This is a genomic window from Haloplanus sp. C73 (genome assembly GCF_051195115.1).
Classification (GTDB): Archaea; Halobacteriota; Halobacteria; order Halobacteriales; family Haloferacaceae; genus Haloplanus.
The window spans coordinates 1-23060 of the sequence record NZ_JBNTJZ010000008.1 but is presented as its reverse complement, the minus strand read 5'-3'; the positions used below and the strand labels follow the sequence as shown (position 1 = coordinate 23060).

The window sequence follows — 23060 nt, the reverse complement described above, 5'->3', positions numbered from 1 at the left end:
TACCGGTGGTGAACACTCGGTACCCAACTTTGATTGACCGACCCGCAGTAGACTCGGCCGATGGTTCAAGGCGGCCCAATCGTCCAAATCGGCGTGATTCTCCTCTCGATACTGGGACTGTGGATTGGGGCACGACTTCTGGTCGACGCAGTCGTGCGACTGGCTCGACGGTTCGGGCTCTCAGACCTTACTATCGGACTGACCATCGTCGCGATGGGAACGTCGACACCGGAACTCGCGGTTTCGGTCGATGCCGCGCTCAAAGGAGCGGGGGATATCGCAGTCGCCAACGTCCTCGGCTCGAACATCTACAATCTGGCGTTTATCTTGGGCGTCATCTCCCTGTTGAAGGTGATTCCGATTGCAGAGTCACTCGTTCATCGTGACGGCATCGCTCTACTGGCGGGCACGCTCGTCGGTGGACTCGCCGTCTTCAATCTTCAGGTCACGAGATTCGAGGGCGTACTCTTGGCGGGCGCGTTCGTCGCCTATACGGCCTACCTCCTCCGCGCCAACCAGTCGGACTCGACGGCACCGGCCGGGCAGACGCTCGATGAAACGAGCATAACACGCCCAGTGACCGAACAGGTGGCCTTCCGCGGGCGCGACGTCGTACTCCTCATCAGTGGCTTAGCGATAGTGCTGGTGAGTGGCGACTACATGGTGGTCGCCGCGTCGGCGTTGGCCCGCGGCGCCGGTATCTCCGAGTGGGTAATCGGTGGGACAATCGTCGCAGCGGGCACGTCGACGCCGGAGTTCGCCGTCTCGCTGGTGGCAATCCAGCGCGGGAGCCTCGGTGTCTCAGTCGGCAACGTCGTCGGCAGCAACATCTACAATATCACGGGAATACTGGGTATTGCAGCGGTCATCCAGCCGCTCGCCGTGAGTGGAGTGGCACTGGAGACGTTAGCGTGGCTGGCTGGAATCTCCCTGCTGATGGTCGCTGCCCTCTGGACGAAACGAGAACTGTCCCGGATAGAAGGAGCCCTCTTTACAACCTCCGAAATCGGGCGGTGGATTCTCGGGATTTTCGGACTGCTCGGATAGCCGAGGAAGAATACGCTGACTGAACGGCAATAGCGACCCACCTCGATTTCGACTACCGGCTCTCTCGCCGCTTCATTTGTTCAGGTAGCTGAAATTCACGACAGACTCTCTGGAACAGTGTCCAACAACGCGTCCAATACGGCAGACTTCAGGATACGAAGGAAATGTATCGGTGGCATATTAAATGAGCTGGCCTCGCTCCGTAGAGGGTCGTTCCTATCGGCTAGTGCGTGTCTAACGGGTCGATTACTTCGGCTCGGGTTGCTCGTTATCGCGTTGCTGTCGGAGCGTGGACCGCGCCCGCTCGACGTAGGAGTTCGACGACCAACTGCGAGCGCCACTCATCTCGGCCAAGAACTCGTCGGCAGCGTCCGGCAAGATAGCGTCGTTGCGAACCAGCGCGGTGAGGAGGATTGGCGTCGTGACGAGGCGGGTCTCGGCCAGCGAGGCGTGGACGAGTGCAAGTCGATTGAACTCGTCACAGAGCAGTTGCACGGCGTCGATATCGTTCGCCAGCGTGACCGCCGCGTTCTCGCCATCGTCCAGCGGGAACGTCTCGTCCAGTTCGGTGGAACGAGTCTCGAACTCAGAGCGACGGTCAAGACCCGCCTGTGCCGCCTCACCGGATGCGTCGTCGTAGGACGCCGTCTCGGAGAGTTCGTCGACGACTTGCTCCGGAACGACCACGGTGTGCGACTCGAGGAGAAGGTCGAGTGGATTCGGTGAGGTGCCCGCCACCGTCCCCAAGCTTACGAGAGCAGACGTGTCGGCGACTATCAGAACCATCTACGAGTCGGCCAGCTCCTCCGCAACCTCGTCCACGAATTCGTCGGTCAGTTGCTCTTTCAGCAGTCGGAAGTTGGCGGCCTCCTCGCGCCCGACGAGGTCTTTCAGTTCCTCGAACGTGATGTCGTCGTCGTAGAAGGCCTCCGCAATCTCCTGTTTCACCTCGTCGGAGTGCGCGGCGTCCCGCAGGTAGTCCCGAAGCGCGGAGATGAGGATGTCTGTCCGATCCGTCTCGAACACCGCAGCGAGCGCATCGGCCCGGTCTACCAATCCCCTCGGTGCACGAAACTGAACGCGCTTCTTCTTGGACTCGGAACTCATATGTGTACATTGTGAGTGTAGTGGCAAAACGCTTGCTCCCTTGTCACTACCACATCCTTCGGAGCCACCGAAACCAAACGTGGCGTTTTCCATCGAGTCTGAGTCGAAAGAGCAGCTATCGGGGGAACAGTTGGGAGCTAAGCGGCTCCCGTACGGCTTGTAACGCCGAATTTAGAGTTATCGACTCTCTCGCTGCTCCACCTTGTTCAACTCGATGAGCAGGCGGAAAATCGCTTTCACGAGGTTGGCGTCGACGTCGAAGGCCTCGGCGTTGATGCCCGCCCGCTCCATCACGCGCTCCTCCTGTGACTCGTCGGTCGTCGGCAGGTCCCGCTCCTCTTTCACCCGCGCGACGGTGCCCGCGACGTACGTCCGGCGGGCGATGAGTTCGACGAGTTCGCGGTCGATTTCCTCGATTTCTTCGCGAAGCTCTTCGAGCGACATATCCTCGGTCGCGTCGGTCATTCTATCACCCGTGCGCCGTCCGTTCGTGTTGTCGTCAGCCATGTGTGTCCCTCTCGTTCCGTCCACGTGTCGCGGACGCGTTCCAGTCCGTCTCGGTCGCCGACGGCGACGACGCTCGGGCCGGTGCCCGAGAGCGACACGCCGTCGACGTGTCCCATCGCCTCCACCGCGGGGTCGGTCGGAAAGCCGAGCGCCGCAGAGAAGGCCAGTCCGTTGACCGTCATCGCCTCCCCGTAGCGACCGTCGAGCGCCAAGTCGGCGACGAGGTCCGCCATCGGCGCCACCTGCTTGCAGCGCTCGACGTCGGCGTCGGCGCTGAACGCCCGCTCCGGCGGCGTCCAGACCAGCACGTCCCACTCGACGCCGTCGCGTTGGAGAAGGTCGTCCGACGTGTTGTCGGTGACGGTGACGCCGCCGAGCATGCTCGCGCTCGCGTCGTCGAAGGCCCCGGTGACCGTGACGCCCGCATCGCGGGCGGCGTCGACGCCCATGCGACAGGCCGCCGTTCGGTCGAGCGGAGCGTCGTCCCCGACGTCGACGTCGAGCGCCGAGAGCGTCGCGAGCACCGTCGCGTTCGCGGCGGCGCTCGAACTCTTCAGGCCAGCGGCCATCGGGACGTCACTCTCCGTGCGGACGTGCCCGCCCTGCCCGTCGCCGAAGCGGTCGACGACGTGCTCGACGCAGCGACGAATCAGTCGGGTGTCGCCGTCGTCGACGCCCGCAATCTCGCCGTCGACGTGACCGGAGTCGTCGAGTTCGACCCGCGCGGTCGTCTCCGCGTCGATGGCAAAGGCCGACCCGACGCCCGTCGCGAGAGCGTTCAGGACCGTCCCGGCACCGAGTGCGACGGCCTCACCGTGCATATCGCATCCCGCGCGGAGCGGACAGTTATGTGTGCCGGTTACCGGACGAACTGGGAGCCGAGCGCACCCGCGCCGCCGCCGGCCACCGTCGTCGCGACGCCCGAGAGCAAGAGCGGCCCGACGGCGTCACGGAGCGCGTACACCTGCTCGGTGCCGGGACCGGACAGCAGCGAGACGCCGAGGAGGCCGAAGCCGGCCATGGCGAAAAAGCCGACGAGGGCGCCGCCGGCGGTGACACCCGCCGCCGCGCTCCAGTCGACGAAGCGCGACCCCGAGAGGAGGCCGAGGACCGTCGCGAGGATGGGGCCGGTGAGAAAGAGCGTCACCGTAATCTGGAAGACGGAGAGCGCGAGGAAGACGGGGCCGAATGTGGCTGGCTCCGACCCGGTGGCGCCGGTGACGAACTGCGTGCGCGCCCAATCCCCCGCGACGAAGCCGACGCCGCCGAGGGCGGCGCCGACGAGGGCGAAAGTTCCGACAATCAATCCGGCCTGTCGCTGGGCCGAGGGGAGCGACGGCTGCCCCGACACGCTACCGTCTCCAGAGCCACAGTCGGTCGAGAGGGTCGGTCCAGTCGAGGCGTTCCTCCCACGCGACTTCCGAGGGCGCGGCGGTGAGGACGAACCGCCCCGCCTGAATCAGGTAGGCGTAGACGACGTCGCCGTCTGTGTGGTAGTACACGCGATGCCACCGCTCGCGGCCGAAGGAGTACGTCCCCTCTCGACCGACCGCGGTGTCGAACAGCGTCTCGACGGCGTCGCCCGCCGCCGCGACGCTCTCGTATCGCTGGACGAACAGCGACGCGTGCTGGTAGTCGAGGCCGTCGAGGTCGTCCGGCTGGTCGTCCTCGTCGGGGATGGCGTGGCTGACCACGTAGGCGAAGCCAGTCCGGTCGGTGGCTTCGCCCACCGGGTCGAAGTCGAGACGCTGCTGAGCGAGGAGTTCCTGCCCCCGGTTTCGGCCGGCGCCCGGAACGCTGCCGAAGGGCTCGCGGTCGAGATACTGGTCGCCGTTGTAGGCGTAGCCCGCGTACTCCGCGGAGTGATAGAGTTCGAAGAGGCCGGGCGCGGCGTCGTCGTCGTCATCGTCGTCCGACTCGGCGGTGTCGTCGTGGAGATACCGGTAGAGCGCAGAGTCGATTTGTCGGTCGGAGAGGACGCGCCTGACGAAAAGCGGGCTCCGAATCCCCGAGAGGTAGTCGTAGAGGCGTTCGAGTTCCTCGTCGACGCGGTCGAGGTCGCCGCGGCGGGCAAAGCGGTCGATAGTCGCAATGTGGTTGTCAATCTGGTCACGCATCTGCCCGGGGATGCCGAAGTGACCGCCGAGTTCCGTCTCGGCGGTGGAAATCGCGTGGTCGGTCGCGTCCCGGACCAGCCCGAGACTACTGTCGTCGAACTCCGATGACGTGCGAACGCGTTGGACGGCGGCCATCGCCTTGCCGAGCGACCGACGGTACGCCTCGATTGCGGCGTCGTAGGACGTGGCGAACCACTCGATTTCGCCGTAGACGCGCTCGACTTCGGTCGCGAGCCGCTGGTTCGGCACCGCCGGCTCGGTCTGCTGGACCGCTTCGTCGTCGTCGACGGCCGGCTCCGGGTCCGCGTCTTCGAGCGCGGCGTCGGTCGGCGGCGGCGTCTGCGTCGCCGTCTCGGGGTACGAAACGTTCGAATCGCCGGACAGACAGCCGGTGAGCCCGAGCATCGCTCCCGTGCCCAGCAGTGTCCGACGTGTCAGCTCCATAGCCGCGTCAAAGGCGGGGGCCGGTAAATAAGGTGTGGCCCGAGAATCACCGCTGGGAACGGGTCGTCGCGTGCGATACCGAAGACTCAACGGGGATGGCGCCCCACCGCGAGGCATGGGCACGCCACTCGAGTCGCGGGACGCACAGGCCGCGGAAGTGCTGGACCGGCTGTACGAGGAGTACCCCGACGCGACCATCTCGCTGAACTACACGAATCGGCTGGAGCTACTCGTCGCCGTCGTCCTCTCCGCGCAGTGTACGGACGAGCGAGTCAATCAGGTGACCGAGGACCTCTTCGAGAAGTACACGTCGGCGGCGGACTTCGCACAGGCCGACGAGAGCGAACTCGCCGACGACATCTATGGTATCACCTTCCACAACAGCAAGGCGGGCTACCTGAAATCCATGGGCGAGACGCTCGTGGCGGAGCACGACGGCGAGGTACCCGACACGATGGACGAACTCACCGACCTCAGCGGCGTCGGGCGCAAGACGGCGAACGTCGTCCTCCAGCACGGCCACGACGTCGTCGAGGGCATCGTCGTCGACACCCACGTCCGCCGGCTCTCGCGCCGACTCGGGCTGACGACCGAGGAGACGCCCGAGAAAATCGAGCGCGACCTGATGGACCTCGTGCCCGAAGACGACTGGCAACAGCTCACACACCTGCTCATCAGCCACGGGCGGGCGGTGTGTGACGCCCGCAACCCCGACTGCGAGGCGTGCGTGCTCGAAGACATCTGTCCTTCCTCGAAGCAGGATTCGTCGGTCGACCTCGCGAGCGGCGAGTCGTGGGCGTAAGCGTCAGGCGAGGTGCAACTGGACGTAGCGCACGACGCCGATGAGGTAGGCCGCTATCCAGAAGATGACGTAGCCGAAGACGCCGATTCGCAGGCGCCCGCGCCACGCGCTCATGTTCTCGTGCAGGTCGTTCAGGTCGGCGTCGGGGTCCGGGTCCCGATAGAGGTTCGCGGCGCGTTTGGCCTGAAAGATGCGGACGATGCCCGTCAGCGCGAAGACGAGCATCGCGTAGGCCTGCAGTCCCAACACGGCGTGAAGCACCGCGAGGCCGCCGAACTGGTCGGCGAGACGCGGCACCATCCACCCAACGACGGGGACAGTCGTCAGGACGAGTCCCACGACGATGTACCGCAGATGCCGGAGGAGGATACGCCACGTGACCGTCTCGGCGTCGATGACTATCCACGCCCCGTACAGGTAGAAGGGAAAACTCGCGGTCACGGCAATCGCGGCTATCGTCGCCACCGTCGCCTCACTCACCATCGTCGGGGGTTGGGATGGCGCCGTTAAAACGGGCCCGGCTTGCTGGTGGCGGGTCGACTACGCGGACCCGTCGGCCGACGACTGGATATCTATCCACTCGACGCGTTCGAACTCCTCGGCACAGCGCTCGCAGAGCGGTCTGTTCTCGATAACGGGACCGTCGTCGAGATAGAGACTACACCACCGTGTCGACTCCGAATCACAGGCGAAACACGCCATTACTCTCTGCGAGATGCTGTCAGAACCCCGCCATATAAACGAGCAACCTAACCGGGTCGCCGTCCGTCGACCGTCACCCTAACGGTGGTGCCCACCCAATCGGGACCAATGAGCGACTCGTCGGACGAGCAGGTGCGCGAGACGAGCGCAGACGGCGAGCCCGACGTCGAGACGCTCCGCGAACAGGTCGAGGAGCGATACGACTTCGAGGACTTCGGCCCGAGCGACATGGCGAAGATGAGCGCCGAGGAGTGGGATGCGGCGTTCGACCCGGAGACGTGGATTGTGGGCGACGAACTGCTCGACCGGGTGGAGGAGGACCTGAAGCGACGCATCGCCACCCGCGAGGTGTTCGCCGTTTTGGAGCGGTTCGAGCGAGACGGCGAGGAGCATCTCGTCGCCTACTCCGACGAGGGGTACGCCATCGTCGCCCCGGACGGGAGCGTCGAGGGGCAGGGGACGGTCGTGCGTGACGTGAAGCCGACAGTTGCGCTGTGTTCGATGGACTCCTACGAGGTGCCCGAGGGACCGGACGACGTCTCCCTGCCGGACCCCGCCGCCGTGCCCGAGGGAACCGGCCAGTTGGGGAACAACCTCCTGCAGCTGGTCGCGACGGCACAGCTCATAACGGGGGTCGGCCTCATCGGCGTCTGGCTGTTCACCGACGCCATCCCGACGCCCGGTGGCTACGTCGACCTCGTGGCGCCGATGATTGGCCTCGTGTTCATCGGCATCGGCGTCTTTCTCTTCGCCGTCGTCGCCAACGCTCGTCTCTCGGACCGATTCCGCGCCGAGGAGTTTCGGAACCGTCTGCGGGCGGCTGGCGTCGAGGACGGCGACCGACCGGACTTTCTCCCGCCGCTCGACGCTGGCACGGAAGCCCCGGAGACGGCGGATTCGAGCAGTGACGAACCCGACACCGAGCTGTGAGGAGTCGGTGGGTTTAAGCGCGTTCCATCCTGACAACCGGCCGTATGAAGAGGCGGGACTTCCTGAGAGTTGCCGGTGGGTCGGCCGCCGTCGGCACCGCCGCGACCGGAACCGCCGCGGCGCAAGCGTCGTTCGGCGGGTGGATGAGCGACGTGGGCAACTACAGCGAGGTTGCCGACGCGACGGGCGAGGACGAAGTGACGATTACCGTCGGCGCCCAAGGCAACGGCGGTGCCTTCGCGTTCGACCCAGCGGCGGTTCAGGTCGATCCCGGCACGACGGTCGTCTGGGAGTGGACCGGCGAGGGTGGGCAGCACAACGTCGTCGCGGAGGAAGGCGGCGACTTCGAGAGCGAGACCAGCGCCGAAGCCGGCTTCACGTTCGAACAGACCTTCGACTCCGAAGGCGTCGTCAAGTACTTCTGCCAGCCCCACCGCGGCCTCGGTATGAAAGGCGTCGTCGTCGTCGGTGAGATACCCGACTCCGGCGGCGGTGGTGGCGGCGAAGGCGGTGGGGGCGAGGTCGACCTCCACACACTCGGCGTCCCGATTCAGGCACACTGGGTCGGCGCGGCGACGATTCTCGGCATCATCGTCTCGCTGATATTCAGTTTCTACGTCCTGAAATACGGCGAATCACCACACACCGGAACCGGGAGGGGAGAGTAAATGTCATCCAGTGGAAGCACCTACGGCGACATACACCGATACGAACCGGCCCGCGAGAGCACGGCGGCAGCCATCACTATCGTCCTCCTGACGGCCGTCGAAGTGGCGTTCGTGTTCATGTTCGCCTACGGCCTCGTGAGCGGCTGGGGTCTCTCTGAGGAAGGGAACATGTTCCTCGGCGCCATCCTCGCGGTCATCTTCGTCGACCTCGCGTTCATCCTCGCGCTGTATCGCAAGGAGTTCCTGCCCGACGTCGTCATCGTCAAAAAGCGGCGTCGCAAGTGGGAGGACCTCTACATCCGCGAGGACGACGTCGACGGTGAGGCCCTCGGCGACGGGGCGTGGGACACAGTCAAACGCGCGGTTTACCCGTACTACAAGCGATAATGAGTCTGGAAAAGAAAGACGAGATGGACCACGAGGGGTGGATGAAGCGGAAGGACCTGACGCCCGTCGAGGCCACCTTCCTGACGGCGCTCATCTGGATGGACAAGCGACTCCGGGTCGTCGACTATCTGGAGTTGCTGGAGAACCTCTACTACAAGGTCAACCTCCAGATGCCGAAGAGTCACACCGAGCAGTACGACCTCGACAACAAGTTCTGGTACTGGTACCCGCTGTACGCGCTGGGGTCGTTCTCGACGCTCGCGTACATCGTCGCCGCGGTCAGCGGGGCGTTGCTCGGGTTCTACTACGCGCCGGCACAGACGGGCGACCCGAGTACGGCGTACAACTCGATTACGTTCATCATGACCGACCTCCAGTTCGGGTTCATGCTCCGCTCCATCCACCGGTGGTCGGCACAGGTGATGGTCGCGGCCGTGTTCCTGCACATGCTCCGTGTCTACTTCACCGGGGCATACAAGGAGCCGCGCGAACTCAACTGGCTGCTCGGCATCGTCCTCATCAGTCTGACGATGGTGTTCGGGTACACGGGCTACCTGCTCCCGTGGGACCAACTCGCCTTCTGGGCGGGGCAGATTGGGGTCGAGATGTCGCTGTCCATCCCACTGGCCGGTGAGTGGATTGCCCAACTCCTGTTCGGCGGGTTCACCCTCAGTCAGGCGACGCTCCAGCGGATGTACATCATCCACGTGTTCCTGCTCCCGTTCGTCGTGACGACGCTCATCGCGATTCACATCGGCATCGTCTGGATGCAGGGCATCGCGGAACCACACTAATCATGAGCGAGAACGAATCCACAGCCGACGACGCTCGAACCGACGGCGGCAGCGGCATCGTCGCCCCGGACGACGAAACGCCGACGTGGCGCGAACGCAAGGAACGGACGACGGGCCTCTCACGGCTCACGTACGAGTACTTCGAGCGCTCTCGCCGCGAAGACCAAGACCTGCGGACGGAGTCCGACTACGTCGAGCGCGACGTGCTCGCGTTCCCGACGTGGCCCCACGAGACGGTCCGCAACCTCTCTATCGCGTCGTTTTTCGTCGGGATGATTTTCTTCCTCTCGGCGACGATGCCGCCCCACATCGGCTCGCCAGCCAACCCGAGTTCGACGCCGGCGATTATCCTGCCCGACTGGTATCTCTACTGGTCGTTCGGCCTGCTGAAACTCGGTCCGCTGAACCCCGAACTCGCCATCCTCGGCGGGTCGAAGCTCACCGCCGACCGAACCTACGGTGTGCTGGCGAACATCGTCGTCGTCGGCTTCATCGCCATCGTCCCCTTCCTGAACAAGGGGTCGGCCCGGCGCCCGGTCGAACAGCCGTTCTGGTCGGCCATCGGCGTCGGCGGCGTCGTCTTCGCGTTCACCATCAGCCTGCTCGCCGTCAAGAACCTGATGCCGATGGACGTGGACCTGCTCTTTGACCTGACCTTCCTCCTCCCCATCGTGGCGACCACCGTCACCTACGCGGTGTTGAAGACGATGCGCGAGGGGTACATGTACGACCTGAACCGTCGGTACTACCGGCTCCGCCCGCCGAAGTAGGCACGTGGCATCCCCTTCTGACGACGAGTCCGACGGCCGGCGCGACGTGGTCGTTCCGATGCGGCTGTACAAGACGATTACTGTCTTCTCGACGCTCATCGCCATCGTCGGCGTCGTCTTCGGCTTCGTCCTGCTCGACGCAGCGACGATTCGACTCAGTCTCCTGCGGCGTCTCGTCGTCGGCGCCCTGCGTGCGCTCGGTGTCGCGCCACCGACGACGGTGCTGAACGCGAGCCTCGCCGTCCTCGGACTCGCGTCGATTGCCGTCGGCGCCGGCGTCTACGTCCTCGGAACACGCTTCCGGGCTCAGGGAATGGGAAACGCTCAAGAGGACGCCGACGAATCGTCAGGCAATGGCTGACGAATTCGTCAAGGGGCTCGGCATCTTCACCGGTGCCGGCCTCGGATGGCTCGTGCTCGCGGGATGGTACCGAACGCCGGGCTTCGAGAGCACGCGCCAACTCGTGAGTCCGGTGTCGCCGGACCCGGCGAGCGCCGACCTGTTCAACCTCCTCGCTATCGGCCTGATGGACGGACTCTTTTGGTTCGCACTGCTGGGTCCGCTGGCGTTCTGGGTCGTCCTGCCAGCGGTCCGGCAGGCTCGAAACAGCGCGTGAGAATCAGACGACGAGTTCCCAGAGCGGCTGGATGAAGACGAAGAGACTCTGATAGCCGGCATAGAGCAGCATGAGCGCCGACGCCGCGATGGCGCCTTTCGGGCGCTCGAACGCCAAGTCGTTACGCGCTTCGACCTGCCGGGACTCGAACTCGAAGAAGTCGGTGAGGAGGAGCCCGATGGCGAGGACGGACATCACCATGCCGCCGTGTGGTTCGACGATGAGGAAGACGAACGAGGCGAGCACGAGCGCAATCGTCGAGAGCGCGTGTGGCAGATACCGGCTCAGGTCGTCGGCGCCGTCCTCGACCTGCTGTTCGTGGACGGCGTAGGCACGAATCCGCGTAAACACGTTCACCAGCACCAGCGCCAGCACGATGTGGGCGATGTACGGTTCGAGCGCGTCGAGCGCGCTGACCGGGACGGCGAACTGTAGCGGTTGCATACGTTACTCTGTACCGCTGATTCATTAGAAGTTTTCCGTTCGGGTCGGCAACACGAGGTCGATAGCGTCGACCCGCTCGACCTGAAGCGTTGCCCCTCGGTCGACGGCGCCGTATCGGACGCCGTCGGCTATCAGTGCGACTGCCCCATCGCGCTCGACAGACACCGAGAGCGGAGCGTCGGGCGTCGGGTCGACGACGTACGTCTCCGCCGACGTCGAGAAGGGGGCGATTGGGACGACGGTGACGCCAGTGCCGGCTTCGAGGACGGAGCCACCCGCCGTCCCGGCGTAACCGTCGCTTCCGAGCGGCGTCGCAACGACGAACCCGTCGGCCCGGACCGAATCGAGGCGCTCGCCGCCGGTCGCGACGGCGTACTCGGAGATGCTCGCGGGCGCGTCGGTCACGAACGTCACGTCGCGAAGCGCGCGAGCGACGGCAGAACCCTCGCGGCTGAGGCCGAGGACGGGATGGGTGTCGAGCCGTCGGTCACCGGCGGCGAGGGCGGCGATGGCGCCGTCCAGCGAGTCGCGAGCGACGCGATGGCGGCCGTCGTCGGGCGTGACCGGGAGAACGGGCGCCGAGGCGGAGTCGGTCGTCAGCGACCGGATGGCGTCGTCGCCGATGGCGACGAGCGCATCGTGGGGGGCGTCCTCGTCGACGACTGACCCGCCGCCGACGGCGATGGCCGCCAAATCGTCGTCGTCACCGCCGCGAACGGCGACGTTCACCGTCGCGCCCCCGGAGTCGTGCGCCCGCCGTCACGTCGCGTCCGTCTCATGGAGCGCACGTCGGCCTGCGGCGTTAAAAATATCCGCGGGTCGGAGACGACTCCGACCGGGCAGGTATCGACACCGACCGCGTCAGTCGGCGCGCAGGAGTTCGACGACAAAGACGGTCCCGGTCGGTTCGTTGTCTTCGGCCCAGACCTCGCCGCCGTACTGAGAGACCAGCGTGTCGACGAGATACAGCCCGATTCCCGTGCCGGGACTGCCGAGCCCCCGCTCACCCTTGCCGAACACTATCTCCTTGTGGTCGTCCGAAATCCCGGGACCGTTGTCGGCGATGCGGACTTCGACGGTGTCGTCCCGGACGTCACACGATACCTCGACGCGCGGCGTCTCCGTGTCGTTGTGTTGGACAGCGTTGTTCAGCAGGTTCCGGAAGACGGAGCTGAGCATACTGTCGGCAGCAACCTCGACATCGGGGAGCGAGCCGTCGACAACGAACTCCGCTTCTGGGAAGGACTCCTCGCGAAGGGACAGTTCGGTTTCGAGGACCGGACGCAGCGCCACGGGCTCAACGTCGAGCGTTTCGTTCGAGACGATAGTCTCTACGTAGTCGCGGGCAACCTCGGTCAGTTCGACGACGTGTTCGCCGCTGGAGAGGATGTTTCGGACGTACTCCTCGCCCTCGGCGTCGACGTGGTCTTGGAGTATCTCCGCCCATCCGAGCACGACCGCCATATCGTTGCGAATGTCGTGGCGGACGATTCGGTTCAGCAGTTCGAGTTCCTGCTCGCGGCGCTTTTGCTCCGTGATATCGGTACAGATGCCCACGACTTCCGACACCTCACCGTCGTCGTCTCGGACGAGGACCTGCCGCGTAAGCACCCACCGAATCGACCCATCCGGCTGCACGACGCGGCCCTCGTACGCCTCGTCGCGGAGGCCTTGCGCCGAGGCCTCGATGTTCGCCCGGACTCGGTCGCGGTCGTCGGGATGGATGCTGTCGAGCATCACCGAGATGTCGTCCTCGACCTCCTCGGGCGGGATGCCCCAGATATCTTCGAAGCCGGCGCTGATGTAGTCGAACGTGCCGGGTTCGGTCGCCGTCCACAGCGCGACCCCGTCGAGTTGGTCGAACAGCGCCCGGAAATCGCGCCGTTCCCCCAGCGAAGCGTTACTCATACCGGTTCATTCTCGCCCGAGACGTAAATATCGACCTCAGAACGGCCAGTCACCGGTGACGCGCATCCCCTCGGCGAAATCCTCCGCTTCGAGGTCGGCCGCGATGGCGTCGCGCTCGCGTCGGTCGATGGGGTCGGCGTCGGCGAGGGTGGCGACGAGCCCAGTCACGAGGATGGCGCCCTCACGGAGCGTCCGCGGCTCGAGTTTGTCGAGCGTGTCGGCGCGGGTGTGTCCCCAGCCACGCCCTCGGTCGCCATCGTCGCTCGACACCATGATAGCGGGCATCCCACGGGCGACGAACGGCCAGTGGTCGCTGTGAGGGTGTAGGGTCGGGCGGGTGGCGATGGGGTGGCCGAACCGGTCGGCGACGGCGTCGATGGCCTCGCCCAAGGCCTCGAACCCGTGAGTGTAACATTCGAGGGTTCGGCCGCGGCCGATGCCGTCGCAGTTGACGACGGCCTGTACGGCGTCCGAATCGACGCGATTGGCCTCGCGTGTCGACCCCAGCAGGCCGACCTCCTCGGCGCCGAAGCAGACGACGCGCACCCGCCGGTCGAGGTCGGCGTCGCGCGAGCGCAGGGCGCGGACGACTTCGACGACCGTCGCGGTGCCGGCGCCGTTGTCGACGGCGCCCTCGGAGATGTCGTGGGCGTCGACGTGGCTGGTCAGGTAGACCGCCTCGTCGGTTTCGGGGCCGATATCGGCCCGGACGACGCCGCTCTCGGCCATCGGCGTCTCGCAGTCGATGCTGATGGTGACGCGGTCGCCGTCGAACCGTCGAGAGAGACGAGCGCCGACCTCTTTGCTGACGCCGACGGCCGGAACGGGACCGACGGGAGCCTCCTCGCTCCCGACGCTTCCCGTCGGCGCGAGACAGCCGGGGACGTGGTTGTGGAAAATGAAGCCGTCGGCACCGGCGTCGAGCGCCCGGTAGTACTTCTCCCGGCGGTGGATGAAGCGGTCGTAGTGGTCGGGCACCGACGAGGAGACGAGCGCGATGGCGCCCTCCAAGTCGGCGTCCTCGAAGTCCTCGGGGAGGCCGTCGCCGCAGTCGACGAGACGCCCCTCGACGGACCCGGCGGGGCTCCGGGGGAGGGCGATACACTCGGCGTCGCCGGCAGGCGTGTCGATACGGCTCGACCCGCGGGTCCAGCCCTGAATCTCGAAGGTATCGATGTGGGCGTCGCGAGCGCCGAGCTCTGACAGCGCGTCGCGCGTCGCTTCTAACGCGTCACGCTCGCCCGCGCTCCCCGCCATTCGATTCCCGATGTTGACCAGTCGTTCGAGATGGTCCCAGCCCGCGTCGCTGGTGAACGTCTCGCCAATCCAGTCGTGCATGCGTTCTCGTGTCCGCCCCCGCGACTAACGGTTGTCGGTCGCGCGAACGTCGAACGTCGATGAAACGACGGACAGCTGTCGAACCCAAACGTCCGATTTTGGCCGCGAGAGGTGCCGAATCCGGCAGGTCTTTATTCGCGCGGCCGGCTACGTGACCGTATGACAGGCGTTCGCGTCGCCGGCGTCGGCTTGACACAGTTCGGTCGGCATCCGGAGCGGACCGGACGCGATTTGTTCGGCGAAGCCGCGCTGGCGGCGCGCGAGGACACGACCGTCCCGCCAGCCGACATCGAGGCGGTCAACTACGGCAACTTCATGGGGTCGCTGGCGGAGCGACAGGGGCATCAGGCGCCGCTCATGGCCGAAATGGCGGGGGTTCAGTGCCCGGCGACGTGCTACGAGGAGGCGTGTGCCTCCGCCGGCGTCGCCGTCCGTGAGGCGGTCAAGACGGTTCGAACCGGCGAGGCCGATGTCGTCCTCGCCGGCGGCTGTGAGCGGATGACGAACCTCTCGACGGCGGCGGTGACGGAGGGGCTGGCGACTGCCGCTGACGAACTCTACGAGATTCGGGCGGGGATGACCTTCCCCGGCGCGTACGCCCTGATGCAGCGGGCGTACTTCGAACAGTTCGGCGGGTCGCGCGAGGACCTCGCCCACATCGCGGTGAAGAATCACGACAACGCCCTCTCGAACGACTACGCCCAGTTCCACCGGGCCATCACCGTCGACGAAGTGCTCGACGCGCCGATGGTCGCAGACCCCATCGGCCTGCTCGACGCCTGCCCCGTCACCGACGGCGCGAGCGCACTCGTCCTCGTCAGCGACGAGTACGCGGCCGAACACGGCCTCGACGCGCCGGTGTCGATAACCGGGACGGGACAGGGCGGCGACAGCCTCGCGTTGCAGGACCGCGCGGACCTCGCGGTCACGCCCGCGACGGAGCGCGCGGCGACCGAGGCCTATGACGATGCCGACGTGACCGCCGACGACGTGGACGTAGTCGAGGTCCACGACTGCTTCACCATCGCGGAAGTGATGGCGCTCGAAGGGCTGGGCTTTTACGACGCCGGCGAGGGCATCGGCGCCGCGCGGCGCGGCGAGACGACGGCGACCGGCGAGCGCCCGGTGAACCTCTCGGGCGGCCTGAAGGCGAAGGGGCATCCCGTCGGCGCCACCGGCGGCAGTCAAATCGTCGAGATGACGCGACTGCTCCGGGGCGACCATCCGAACAGCGACCACGTTACGGACGCGACGGTCGGCCTCACGCACAACGCGGGCGGCACCGTCGCCTCCGCCGTCGTTCACGTACTGGAGGTGGCCGAATGACCGACGCCGGCTTCGACGAGTGGCTTGACGCCGTCGACGACGGCGAGGGGTACTACCTCCGCTGTCCCGAGGGTCACGGCTCGCTCCCCCCGCGACACGTCTGTCCCCACTGCGGGGCGCCGGACCTCGACCGGACCCCGCTTCCGGCGACGGGGACGATAGCAACCTACACCGTCTGTTACGTCGGCGGTCCGGAGTTCGAAGCCGAGACGCCGTACGCGACGGCCATCGCCGAGTTCGGGGACGTGCGCCTGACTGGCGTCGTTCGCGGCGTCGACCCCGAGGACGTACAGGTTGGGGCGCCCGTCGAAGCCCGCGTGGGGACGAATCGGGAGACGGGCGACGACCACCTCACGCTCCGGACGCGATAGCCTCGCGCACCGCGTCGACGAACGCCTCGGGGTGTTCGACGTGAGGCAGGAGTTTGGCGTCGTCGAAGACGACGAGTCGGGCGTCCGCCGTCTCGGCCAAGTCACGCCCCGTCGAGAGCGGCGGGAGCGTCGCGTCGCGACCCCAGACGACCGTTACTGGCGCGTCTACGTCGGCGAGCGCCGCCCCGAGGTCGAGCGACGAGTTGCAGTAGCCAGCGACGAATGAGGCGACGGCAAAGCGGGCGTTCGGTTGGTGGGTCGTCCGCCACTGGTAGTCGGTCCACGCAGGGTCGACGGCGTCGGGGTCCGCGTACGCGTGGTCGGCGTTGAAGTAGCGAATCGAGGGTTTCGAGACGAGGGCGCCGAAGAGGGCGGTACCGACGACGGGGGCTCTGAGCAGTTCGCGGAGCCACGCCTTCGGTGGGTCGGGGCCGGCGACGGTCGTCGGGCAGACGAGCGTGAGCGAATCGAGGGTTACGCGCCGGTCCGACGCCGCGTTGACCGTGTAGGCCGCCGAGAGCGACGACGCGAGCACCGCGGGCGAGTCGTATTCGGCGAGGAAGTCGGCCACGAAGTCCTCGTAGAGCGCCGCGGAGTAGCGGAGGTCGGGGCGGTCCGAGCGCCCGAATCCCGGCAGGTCGGGGACGACGACGTGGTGCGTCTCCGCGAGGGCGTCGACGACTTCGCGGAACTCGCCGCTCGACCCCGCGGCGTTGATGCCGTGGAGACAGACGAGCGTCGGGTCGTCCTCGTCGCCCGCAGACGCGCACGCGACATCCATGCCGCGCCACTGGTATGTCCGTTCGGATGCGTCGAGCGCCGGTTCGAGTTCGCCCGCGGCGCCGCGGAGGAGTCGAGCGCCGGCGACGACGCCGGCCGCTCCCGCGACGGCGGCGCCGAGACGTTTGACGTTCATACGCGTCCTCGGGGAGCCGTGGCCTTATTCTCGGCGGCGTTCGACACACTCCGCCAGCGGGTCGAGAATCCGGTCCGCGACCGTGTAGGGGTCGGTCTCGCGAGACAGAACGTCGTCGACCACCGCCTCCATCCCTCCGTGGCGGTCGAGTTCCGTCTCCACCAAGTCGGCGGCGTCGGCGCGAAGCAACTGCCGAATCTCCTCGGCGTAGCGGGTCCGCTCTCGCTGGGCGAGTTCGCCCGTCGAGCGGAGGTAGGTGTAGTGGTCGTCGAGGGTGTCGACGAGGGCGTCGACGCCCGTCCCCTCGGTGGCGACGGTTTCGAGCACCGGCGGGTCCCAGTCGTCGGTGTCGGCGCCGTCGTCGCTCTCCTCTGCCTCCAGCGTATCGTGCCCGTGGTGGCCGGCGGCCCCGTCCAGATGCAGCATCTCGCGGAGGTCGGTGACCGTCGTCGCGGCGCCGTCCATGTCGGCCTTGTTGACGACGAACACGTCGCCGATTTCGAGGATGCCCGCCTTGAGCATCTGGACGTCGTCCCCGCTCCCGGGTTGGACGAGGACGACGACGGAGTCGGCGGTGCGGACCACGTCCACCTCGTTCTGCCCGGCGCCGACCGTCTCGACGATGATTCGGTCCTTGCCGAAGGCATCGAGCGCCGTGATGGCGTCGGCCGTCGCCGTCGAGAGCCCGCCGAGTTGGCCGCGCGCGCTCATCGACCGGAAGAACACGTCCATATCGCCGACGTTCGAGGCCATCCGGATGCGGTCGCCGAGGACGGCCCCGCCGGAGTAGGGCGAGGACGGGTCGACGGCGATGACGCCGACGGTCAGGCCCGCCTCGCGGTAGGCCTTCGCGAGTTTGTCGACCAGCGTGGACTTGCCGGCGCCGGGACTGCCAGTGACGCCGATGACCGCCGCGTTGCCGGTGTGGGCGTGGAGGGCAGACACCAAATCGCGGTAGCCGTCCTCTCGGTTCTCGATGGTCGTGATGGCGCGCGCGAGCGCTCGGTGCTCCCCGTCGAGGATGCCCGCCACAAGCCCCTCGACGTCGGCGCTCGACTCGCTCATCGGTCGACGTGCTCGCGGACGAAGTCGATGGTCTCGCTCATGGGCGTCCCCGGGCCGAACACCTCGGCGACGCCCGCTTCCTTCAGGTCGGCCCGGTCCTCGTCGGGGACGATGCCGCCGACGAGGACGAGGGTGTTCTCGAACGCCCCGTAGGATTTCAGCCCCTCGATGACCTTCGGGACGAGCGTGTTGTGCGCGCCCGAGAGGATGGAGATGCCGAGGACGTCGACGTCCTCCTGCACCGCGGCTTGGACGATTTCCTCGGGAGCGCGGTGCAGTCCGGAGTATATCACTTCGAACCCGGCGTCGCGAAAGGCCCGCGCAATGACGTGAGCGCCCCGGTCGTGGCCGTCGAGGCCGACCTTGGCGACGAGACATCGGATGGTTCGCTGTTCCTGCCCCGTACTCATGCGCGGCTGTTCGCTACCGTTCGGTTTGATTCTAACGCCCACATCGGGGCGCACTTTTATATCAGAGCAGATTGTTAACGAAAGACATGTACCGATACACACGGCTCGTCGAGATGGGGGCGACAGTCGTCGCCGTCGTTCTGAGTATCGTTTCGACCGTTCTCGCGCTGGCTCGGACCGGTCTCACGACGCACGCGGACCAAGCGGGGTGGCCGGAGGCCGCTCCCGCCGCGCCTGCCGTCGACGCCGCCGACGAAACGCGAGGTGAGTCGCCGTGGGTCTGATTAGCAACTTCCTCTCGATGCTGGGGCTGGGCGGCGGGTCGAGCAGTGCAGAGCCGGCGCCCGAACCGGAACCCGAGGAAGCCGAGACAGAGGCAGAACCCGAGGAACCCGAAGAAACCGAGGCAGAGGACGAGGAAGAAGACGACAGCATGCCGACGAAGGACCTCGCCGCCGCCGCCGACCCCCGACGCCGCGACGGCGAGGCGAACACCGTCGCCAACCGCGCCGAAAACCCCGACGACCACGAGGAAGAAGAAGCGGAGGCCGAAGACGAGGAAGAAGACGACGGCATGCCGACGAAAGACCTCGCCGCCGCCGCCGACCCACGTCGGCGAGAGGGCGAGGAAAACACCGTCGCCAACCGTGCCGAGAATCCCGACGACCACGAGTCGGCCGGCGAGGAAGAAGCCGAGGCTGAGGACGAAGGCGAAGACGAAGAAGAGGGCGGCGGCATGTCGACCAAAGCCGTCGCCGAGATGGCCGACCCGCGTCGGCGGGAGGACGAAGAAAACACCGTCGCCAACCGCGCCGAGAACCCCGACGACCAGCGAGCGACCTGACTATTCGGCGGCCAGATGCGTGTCGAGGAACTCCGCGATGGCGGCGTAGGCCTCGATTCTGTTTTCGAGTTTCGTGAAGCCGTGGCCCTCGTCCTCGAAGATGAGTTCCCGAACGGGCACGCCCGCCTCACGCGCGCCCTCGACGACCTGTCGCGCCTCGCTCACGGGCACCCGCGGGTCGTTCTCGCCGTGAAGGACGAAGAGGGGCGCGGCGATGTCGTCGACGTGATTGATGGGGCTGATAGATTCCAGTAGGTCGCGGTCGGAATCGAGGGAGCCGTACTCGGCCTCGCGGAGTTCGCGCCGCCAGTCGCTCGTGTTTTCGAGGAACGTCACGAAGTTGGCGATGCCGACGATGTCGACGCCCGCCGCCCAGATGTCGGGGTAGGCCGTCATCGCCGCGAGGGTCATGAACCCGCCGTAGGAGGCGCCCATGATGGCGATGCGGTCCGGGTCGACCGCGGGGTGGTCGTGCAGCCAGTCGACGCCAGATTTCAGGTCGGCCACCGAGTCCATCCGCTTGTCCACGTCGTCGAGGTGGGTGTAAGCCTTCCCGTACCCCGACGACCCGCGGACGTTGGGTTCGAAGACGCCGTAGCCCTGTGCGAGGAGGTACTGTTTCACCCGGCCGAAGGAGGGGCGGCGCTGTGACTCGGGGCCGCCGTGGACGTCGACGACGACGGGCGTCTCGCCGTGGCCCGTATCGGTGTTCGGGAGCGAGAAAAACGCCGGAATTTCGCGCCCGTCGAAAGTGGGGTAGCGGACGAGTTCGGGCGCGACGAAGGAGTCGCGAGGGATGCCCGCGGTGGGCGCCCGCGTCCAGCGCTCCACGGCCCCGCTCGTCGCGTCGACGACGTAGACGTTCGCGGTGTCGTCGCTCCGGGTGACCGTGAGCGCGAACCGGTCGCCGTCCGGGCCGAAACTCACGCCGCCGGCGACACAGTCGGGCAGGTCGGGCGCCGGGAAGTGGTCGAGACGCCCCGGCGCGACCAGTTCGCCGACGCCGAGTTCGGTGTAACCGTCGACGTTGCGCGAGTAGACGAGTCGACGGGAGTCTTGGTCGAGGGCGACGCCGTCGACGTTCCACATCTCGTCCGCGAGGGTGGCGGCCGCGTCGCCGTCTCGCGCCCCCGTGACGGGGTCGCACTCGCCCGTTTCGAGGTCGATATACGAGAGGCGGAGGGTGTCGGCGTCGCAGTCGGTGACGAGATAGACGTGGTCGCCGTCGGGACCCCACGTCGCGCTGCGGTGGCGGACGGGTCCCTCGTGTGGCGTGAGGTGACGCCGCTCGCCCGTCTCGACATCGAGGACGTACACGTCTTGGTCGAAACTGGAGTGGGATTCGGTGAGAAGGAGTCGGTCACCGTCGGGGCTCCACCCGTTGACGGAGAACCAGCCGTCGCCCTCGTGGACGCGACGGGCCTCGGTGGCGTCGCGCGCCTGCACGTACACGTCGAAGACAGCGTTGTCGCGGCGATTGGAGGCGAAGGCGAAGTGTTCGCCGTCGTGGCTCCACCCGCCGAACCAGTGTTTGGCGTCGGGGTGACGAGTCAGGTCGGTTATCGAGCCGTCCGTCACGTCGAGGCGGTAGAGCGTCTCTCGCTCGTTGCCGCCACGGTCACGCCCGACTAGCAGTTCGGGGCGTTCCGGCGACCACGTGGCGAAGGTGACCCGGTCGTCGAAGAAGGTGCGTTGCTCCGGCCACGCGCCGGGGGCGTCGAGCGTCCACACCTGCGGAACGCCGGTGGTATCGAGGAGAAAGGAGAGGCGATTCCCGTCGGGACCGACCGAGGCGCCGTGCGCGCTCCGCACGTTGAGATAGCGCTCGATATCGAACATACCGCCCCTTGGTCGGCGACGGTCAAAACGTTACAGTATGCCCTCGGCTTCCAGCGCCGCCATCACGTCGTCGACGAGTTCGTCCACGGACTCGTAGGGAAACTCCTGATGCCCGTCGAGTTTCGAGGCGAGTTCCATCGCCGACATGGAGACGGCGCCGTCGCCGGCCTCGAAGCGCGTGCCCGGCCCGTTCGGGAGCGCGGGGACGAGGTCCATCTGCCCGGTGACGGGGAAGTCGGCACCCTCGAAGGCCGTTCGGAACTGCTCGCGGAGTTCGGCCGCAACGTCGTCGCTCATGGGGATTCGTGGGCGTATCAGGTGGAAAAGCGTTCCGAAACGGTCAGAACAGGCCGTAGTCGCCGATGACGTGCTCGTAGCACTCGACATATTGGTCGAGGACTGCGTCGTGGTCGTAGGAGGCATAGGCTTCGTTGACCGTCCACGGCTCCATCTCCGCGGCGGCGGCGATTTCGTCCGCGATTTCCTGCGGACTCGTCACCAGCGCGCCCCGGGGGTCTTCCTCGACGAGTTCGTGTGCCGCGGAGTCGGCCTGATACTCGACGATGCCCACACAGCCACAGGCGAGCGCGCGGAGGAGGTCGGTCGCGAAGGGCGACCACGTGGCCGTCTGGACGAAGACGTGTGCCCCCTTCAGAATCGGAATCTGTTCCGCGGGGTCGAGGGCGCCGAGGAACTCGATTCGGTCGTCGATGCGGAGGTCACGAGCAGTCCGTTCGACGTCGGGGCGGGCGGGGCCGTCGCCGATGACCGCCGCTCGCCACTCCCGGTCGCGGAGTTCCGCCATCGCCAGCAGGAACTCCTCGGCGTTGGCGTGGTCGTCGAGCGAACGGGCGTACACCACGTCGGCCCGCGGGTCGACGGGAGCGCTCCGAATCCCCGCGACGTCGACGCTGTCGGGCAGAATTTCGATGGCGTCGGCGTCGGCGCCGGCCTCGCGAGCGACCGTCTCGATAGTTCGTGAGGGGACGAGGACGCGAGCGGGCGACCGGGCGGCCCGGCGGCGACGCCACGGCGCCGTCGAGTCGTCGGGCCGTGCCCACCACTCGGCGACGACGGGCGTGCGCCGGAGCCACGCCGCCGCCTTCGCCGCGGGCACCGCAAGATGCGGGTCGGTGACGACGTGCACGATATCGGGGTTGACGCCGTTGAGGACCAGCGGGAGTTTGGTGACGAAGGCTCGCGGCGCCGGTTCGGCGGTCACGCGCCGGTAGGTGACGCCCTCGGAGTCGAAGGTCGGATGGTCGCCGCCCCACCACTGCACACAACAGACGGTCACGTCGTGTCCGCGCGCCGCCAGTCGCTCGGCGACCGCTTGCATCCGCTCGGCGTACCAGTCGCCGTCGTGGTGGGCCGTCGTCGTCGCCACGAACGCGATGCGCACACGCAAGCCCACGACGGACCGGACAAAAAGTCCTTCCGTCGGTCGGAGGCATACTGTTCAGCTTAGCGTGTTTGGACTGGAGACACCTCGAAAGCCCCCGTCGTCTCGGCTTCCGGGACTCGCTGCGCTCCTCACTGCGTTGCGGTGCTTGTTTCGTCCGGGTACGCCGAGACGACGGCCCCTTTCAGTCCCGCCCGCATCGGCTGGCCGACCGGCCACCGCTGGGCAGGACTGAAAGGGGCGACTCGTCATCGGGCGGCTTCGCCGCCCGATTGCCCGAGGGAGCTTCGCTCCCTCGCTGCTGG

General features: G+C 66.7%; 31 protein-coding genes. 13 read left to right on the top strand and 18 right to left on the bottom strand.

The window, feature by feature from the left end; all coding sequences use genetic code 11:
* The first annotated feature begins 60 nt into the window (after positions 1–60).
* Positions 61–1047 (top strand): calcium/sodium antiporter, encoded by a 987-nt coding sequence (locus tag ACQUSQ_RS13685; RefSeq protein WP_435069906.1) that lies wholly within the window; start codon positions 61–63, stop codon positions 1045–1047.
* Positions 1048–1293: 246 nt separating this feature from the next.
* Here ACQUSQ_RS13685 and ACQUSQ_RS13680 read toward each other — a convergent pair whose 3' ends face one another.
* The 6 genes from ACQUSQ_RS13680 to ACQUSQ_RS13655 form a co-directional block, all read right to left on the bottom strand.
* Complete coding sequence (locus ACQUSQ_RS13680) at positions 1294–1833, bottom strand: hypothetical protein (RefSeq protein ID WP_435069904.1); 540 nt, start codon at positions 1831–1833, stop codon at positions 1294–1296.
* Complete coding sequence (locus tag ACQUSQ_RS13675; RefSeq protein ID WP_435069901.1) at positions 1834–2154, bottom strand: hypothetical protein; 321 nt, start codon at positions 2152–2154, stop codon at positions 1834–1836.
* A 177-nt stretch (positions 2155–2331) separates the two neighbouring features.
* Positions 2332–2619 (bottom strand): chorismate mutase, encoded by a 288-nt coding sequence (locus ACQUSQ_RS13670; RefSeq protein ID WP_435069899.1) that lies wholly within the window; start codon positions 2617–2619, stop codon positions 2332–2334.
* Complete coding sequence (locus tag ACQUSQ_RS13665; protein ID WP_435069897.1) at positions 2616–3482, bottom strand: shikimate kinase; 867 nt, start codon at positions 3480–3482, stop codon at positions 2616–2618. Before ACQUSQ_RS13665 ends, ACQUSQ_RS13670 begins: the two co-directional genes overlap by 4 nt.
* Before the next feature lie 38 nt (positions 3483–3520).
* Positions 3521–4012, bottom strand: a complete 492-nt coding sequence (locus ACQUSQ_RS13660) for a hypothetical protein (RefSeq protein WP_435069895.1) — start codon at positions 4010–4012, stop codon at positions 3521–3523.
* A gap of 1 nt (position 4013) precedes the next feature.
* Positions 4014–5222, bottom strand: a complete 1209-nt coding sequence (locus ACQUSQ_RS13655) for a hypothetical protein (protein WP_435069893.1) — start codon at positions 5220–5222, stop codon at positions 4014–4016.
* A 115-nt stretch (positions 5223–5337) separates the two neighbouring features.
* Here ACQUSQ_RS13655 and nth point away from each other — a divergent pair, with 115 nt between their 5' ends.
* Positions 5338–6024 carry an endonuclease III gene (gene nth / locus ACQUSQ_RS13650; RefSeq protein WP_435069891.1) on the top strand — a complete coding sequence of 229 codons (687 nt, stop codon included), beginning with the start codon at positions 5338–5340 and terminating at the stop codon, positions 6022–6024.
* A gap of 3 nt (positions 6025–6027) precedes the next feature.
* Here the strand turns inward: nth and ACQUSQ_RS13645 are convergent, their stop codons facing one another.
* Complete coding sequence (locus ACQUSQ_RS13645; protein ID WP_435069889.1) at positions 6028–6507, bottom strand: DUF7321 family protein; 480 nt, start codon at positions 6505–6507, stop codon at positions 6028–6030.
* Positions 6508–6564: 57 nt separating this feature from the next.
* Positions 6565–6726 carry a hypothetical protein gene (locus ACQUSQ_RS13640; RefSeq protein WP_435069887.1) on the bottom strand — a complete coding sequence of 54 codons (162 nt, stop codon included), beginning with the start codon at positions 6724–6726 and terminating at the stop codon, positions 6565–6567.
* 108 nt (positions 6727–6834) lie between these two features.
* Between ACQUSQ_RS13640 and ACQUSQ_RS13635 the strand changes: the two genes are divergently transcribed.
* Genes ACQUSQ_RS13635 through ACQUSQ_RS13605 form a run of 7 tightly spaced genes read left to right on the top strand, consistent with a single transcriptional unit; the run spans position 6835 to position 10892 of the window.
* Positions 6835–7656 (top strand): DUF7319 domain-containing protein, encoded by an 822-nt coding sequence (locus ACQUSQ_RS13635; protein WP_435069885.1) that lies wholly within the window; start codon positions 6835–6837, stop codon positions 7654–7656.
* Between the two features lie 44 nt (positions 7657–7700).
* The gene (locus ACQUSQ_RS13630) at positions 7701–8324 is read left to right on the top strand and encodes a halocyanin domain-containing protein (protein ID WP_435069883.1); all 624 of its coding nucleotides are present in this window, start codon (positions 7701–7703) and stop codon (positions 8322–8324) included.
* The gene (locus ACQUSQ_RS13625) at positions 8325–8711 is read left to right on the top strand and encodes a DUF7318 family protein (protein ID WP_435069881.1); all 387 of its coding nucleotides are present in this window, start codon (positions 8325–8327) and stop codon (positions 8709–8711) included.
* Positions 8711–9505 carry a cytochrome b gene (locus ACQUSQ_RS13620; RefSeq protein WP_435069879.1) on the top strand — a complete coding sequence of 265 codons (795 nt, stop codon included), beginning with the start codon at positions 8711–8713 and terminating at the stop codon, positions 9503–9505. Before ACQUSQ_RS13625 ends, ACQUSQ_RS13620 begins: the two co-directional genes overlap by 1 nt.
* A 2-nt stretch (positions 9506–9507) precedes the next feature.
* Positions 9508–10275 (top strand): cytochrome bc complex cytochrome b subunit, encoded by a 768-nt coding sequence (locus tag ACQUSQ_RS13615; RefSeq protein WP_435069877.1) that lies wholly within the window; start codon positions 9508–9510, stop codon positions 10273–10275.
* A gap of 58 nt (positions 10276–10333) precedes the next feature.
* A complete protein-coding gene (locus tag ACQUSQ_RS13610) occupies positions 10334–10636 on the top strand; it encodes a DUF7315 family membrane protein (protein WP_435070041.1) in 303 nt (100 codons plus the stop codon).
* Positions 10629–10892 carry a DUF7314 family protein gene (locus ACQUSQ_RS13605; RefSeq protein WP_435069875.1) on the top strand — a complete coding sequence of 88 codons (264 nt, stop codon included), beginning with the start codon at positions 10629–10631 and terminating at the stop codon, positions 10890–10892. Before ACQUSQ_RS13610 ends, ACQUSQ_RS13605 begins: the two co-directional genes overlap by 8 nt.
* A 3-nt stretch (positions 10893–10895) precedes the next feature.
* Here the strand turns inward: ACQUSQ_RS13605 and ACQUSQ_RS13600 are convergent, their stop codons facing one another.
* From ACQUSQ_RS13600 to ACQUSQ_RS13585, 4 genes are all read right to left on the bottom strand, one after another.
* Positions 10896–11336, bottom strand: coding sequence for a DUF7313 family protein (locus ACQUSQ_RS13600; protein ID WP_435069873.1), 441 nt, complete (start codon positions 11334–11336; stop codon positions 10896–10898).
* 24 nt (positions 11337–11360) lie between these two features.
* Positions 11361–12065, bottom strand: a complete 705-nt coding sequence (locus tag ACQUSQ_RS13595) for a hypothetical protein (protein ID WP_435069871.1) — start codon at positions 12063–12065, stop codon at positions 11361–11363.
* 132 nt (positions 12066–12197) lie between these two features.
* Complete coding sequence (locus ACQUSQ_RS13590) at positions 12198–13244, bottom strand: PAS domain-containing sensor histidine kinase (protein WP_435069869.1); 1047 nt, start codon at positions 13242–13244, stop codon at positions 12198–12200.
* 36 nt (positions 13245–13280) lie between these two features.
* Entirely contained in the window at positions 13281–14582 is a 1302-nt protein-coding gene (locus tag ACQUSQ_RS13585; protein ID WP_435069867.1) for a M28 family peptidase, read from the bottom strand.
* Positions 14583–14741: 159 nt separating this feature from the next.
* Here ACQUSQ_RS13585 and ACQUSQ_RS13580 point away from each other — a divergent pair, with 159 nt between their 5' ends.
* Together ACQUSQ_RS13580 and ACQUSQ_RS13575 are read left to right on the top strand one after the other, a co-directional pair.
* The gene (locus ACQUSQ_RS13580; RefSeq protein ID WP_435069865.1) at positions 14742–15908 is read left to right on the top strand and encodes a thiolase C-terminal domain-containing protein; all 1167 of its coding nucleotides are present in this window, start codon (positions 14742–14744) and stop codon (positions 15906–15908) included.
* Positions 15905–16279: a Zn-ribbon domain-containing OB-fold protein gene (locus tag ACQUSQ_RS13575; protein ID WP_435069863.1), complete on the top strand. Its 375-nt coding sequence runs from the start codon at positions 15905–15907 to the stop codon at positions 16277–16279. Before ACQUSQ_RS13580 ends, ACQUSQ_RS13575 begins: the two co-directional genes overlap by 4 nt.
* Here the strand turns inward: ACQUSQ_RS13575 and ACQUSQ_RS13570 are convergent.
* From ACQUSQ_RS13570 to ACQUSQ_RS13560, 3 genes are read right to left on the bottom strand one after another with little or no spacing between them, the layout of a single operon-like run.
* Positions 16260–17195: an alpha/beta fold hydrolase gene (locus ACQUSQ_RS13570; RefSeq protein ID WP_435069861.1), complete on the bottom strand. Its 936-nt coding sequence runs from the start codon at positions 17193–17195 to the stop codon at positions 16260–16262. The genes ACQUSQ_RS13575 and ACQUSQ_RS13570 overlap by 20 nt on opposite strands.
* 24 nt (positions 17196–17219) lie before the next feature.
* On the bottom strand, positions 17220–18260 hold the full coding sequence (gene meaB, locus ACQUSQ_RS13565; RefSeq protein WP_435069858.1) for a methylmalonyl Co-A mutase-associated GTPase MeaB: 1041 nt from the start codon (positions 18258–18260) through the stop codon (positions 17220–17222).
* Positions 18257–18670 carry a cobalamin B12-binding domain-containing protein gene (locus tag ACQUSQ_RS13560; protein ID WP_435069856.1) on the bottom strand — a complete coding sequence of 138 codons (414 nt, stop codon included), beginning with the start codon at positions 18668–18670 and terminating at the stop codon, positions 18257–18259. Before ACQUSQ_RS13560 ends, meaB begins: the two co-directional genes overlap by 4 nt.
* 86 nt (positions 18671–18756) lie before the next feature.
* Here ACQUSQ_RS13560 and ACQUSQ_RS13555 point away from each other — a divergent pair, with 86 nt between their 5' ends.
* Both ACQUSQ_RS13555 and ACQUSQ_RS13550 read left to right on the top strand, forming a co-directional pair.
* On the top strand, positions 18757–18954 hold the full coding sequence (locus ACQUSQ_RS13555) for a hypothetical protein (RefSeq protein ID WP_435069853.1): 198 nt from the start codon (positions 18757–18759) through the stop codon (positions 18952–18954).
* Entirely contained in the window at positions 18945–19514 is a 570-nt protein-coding gene (locus ACQUSQ_RS13550) for a hypothetical protein (protein ID WP_435069851.1), read from the top strand. Before ACQUSQ_RS13555 ends, ACQUSQ_RS13550 begins: the two co-directional genes overlap by 10 nt.
* Here the strand turns inward: ACQUSQ_RS13550 and ACQUSQ_RS13545 are convergent, their stop codons facing one another.
* The 3 genes from ACQUSQ_RS13545 to ACQUSQ_RS13535 are packed head-to-tail and all read right to left on the bottom strand — an operon-like array spanning position 19515 to position 22755.
* Positions 19515–21353 (bottom strand): S9 family peptidase, encoded by a 1839-nt coding sequence (locus ACQUSQ_RS13545; RefSeq protein WP_435069849.1) that lies wholly within the window; start codon positions 21351–21353, stop codon positions 19515–19517.
* A 30-nt stretch (positions 21354–21383) separates the two neighbouring features.
* Positions 21384–21650 (bottom strand): MTH865 family protein, encoded by a 267-nt coding sequence (locus ACQUSQ_RS13540; RefSeq protein ID WP_435069848.1) that lies wholly within the window; start codon positions 21648–21650, stop codon positions 21384–21386.
* Between the two features lie 43 nt (positions 21651–21693).
* Complete coding sequence (locus ACQUSQ_RS13535; protein WP_435069847.1) at positions 21694–22755, bottom strand: glycosyltransferase family 4 protein; 1062 nt, start codon at positions 22753–22755, stop codon at positions 21694–21696.
* Positions 22756–23060 lie beyond the last annotated feature (305 nt).